Origin of the sequence: Caballeronia arvi, from assembly GCF_001544695.2 — a bacterium.
GTDB classification, from domain to species: Bacteria; Pseudomonadota; Gammaproteobacteria; order Burkholderiales; family Burkholderiaceae; genus Caballeronia; species Caballeronia arvi.
In genome coordinates, this window is sequence record NZ_FCOM02000250.1 from 1 (window position 1) to 1,189 (window position 1,189).

The following is a 1,189-nucleotide window of genomic DNA, read 5'->3' on the forward strand; positions in this document are numbered from 1 at the left end:
GGACTAAACCGCTCGCGCGGTAGGGGCTACGGTCCGACGCTGGTGGTCAGTGAGAGGCCGGTCACCCGGCTTTATGTTGGCGAGTGAGGCAATCCGCCTCGTTCTTCAACAGGAGCCGAATCATGACCTCCTTACCGACAAACGCCAGCCCACTGCGCCAGCGCATGATCGACGACATGCGCATGCGCCAGCTTGCCCCCAAGACGCAGGACACCTATCTGCACATCGTGCGTGAGTTCGCCCGTTTTCTCGGGCGCTCACCTGACACGGCCACCGTCGAGGACCTGCGCCGCTACCAGCTCTATATGGTCGACCACGGCACATCGGCCGTGTCGCTGAACCACGCGATTACCGGCCTGAAGTTCTTCTTCACAGTCACGCTCGACCGCCCCGAGCTGATGGTCAGGATGCAACCGGTGCGCGCGCCCCGCATATTGCCCGTCGTGCTCAGTCCCGATGAAGTGCGGCGACTCATCGAGGCGGCCGGCAACCTGAAGCACCAGACCGCGCTGTCGGTCGCGTACGGCGCGGGGCTACGCGCCAGCGAAGTGGTAGCGCTGAAGGTCACCGACGTCGACAGCGAACGCATGACACTGCGTATCGAGCAAGGCAAGGGCCGCCGCGACCGCTACGCGATGCTCTCGCCGGTGCTGCTCGAGCGCCTGCGTGTGTGGTGGCGCGTGGCCCGTGCGCAGGGCAAGATGCTCGATGGCGGGTGGCTGTTTCCCGGGCTCGATCCGCTCGATCAGCTGAGCACGCGGCAACTGAACCGCGCGATTCATGCCGCTGCCGAGGCCGCGAACATCGACAAGCGCGTGTCCATGCACACGCTGCGCCACTCTTTCGCGACACATCTCCTCGAACAGAAGGTCGATATCCGCGTGATCCAGGTCCTGCTCGGCCACGCAAAGCTGGAGAACACCGCGCTCTACGTCCAGGTGGCCACCGACCTGCTGCATGAGGTCACCAGCCCCCTGGACCGTCTGCCCACCGATTAGGCCTGCGCGCTGCGCTGCGGCGCCTCATGCTGGAGCTTGCGGACATCTTCCGCAGCCACGGGCCAGCGTGGCGAGCCAACACACGCCTGAGCCTGGGGCAGCTGAAGGTCATGTCGGCCATCGAACGGTGCCGCACAGCGGCACTGGGCGGACATGTGCTGCGCTGTTCAGGCTGCGCAAAGATAGAAGTG

Annotated in this window: 2 protein-coding genes; both read left to right on the forward strand. The window is 65.1% G+C overall.

Features of this window, described 5'->3' with window-relative positions; all coding sequences use genetic code 11:
* Positions 1 to 122: 122 nt before the first annotated feature.
* Positions 123 to 998 carry a tyrosine-type recombinase/integrase gene (locus AWB74_RS44700; protein WP_061152822.1) on the forward strand — a complete coding sequence of 292 codons (876 nt, stop codon included), beginning with the start codon at positions 123 to 125 and terminating at the stop codon, positions 996 to 998.
* Between the two features lie 14 nt (positions 999 to 1,012).
* Positions 1,013 to 1,189, forward strand: a 177-nt coding sequence (locus tag AWB74_RS44705) for a transposase zinc-binding domain-containing protein (RefSeq protein ID WP_235024965.1), incomplete at its 3' end; no start/stop codon positions are given.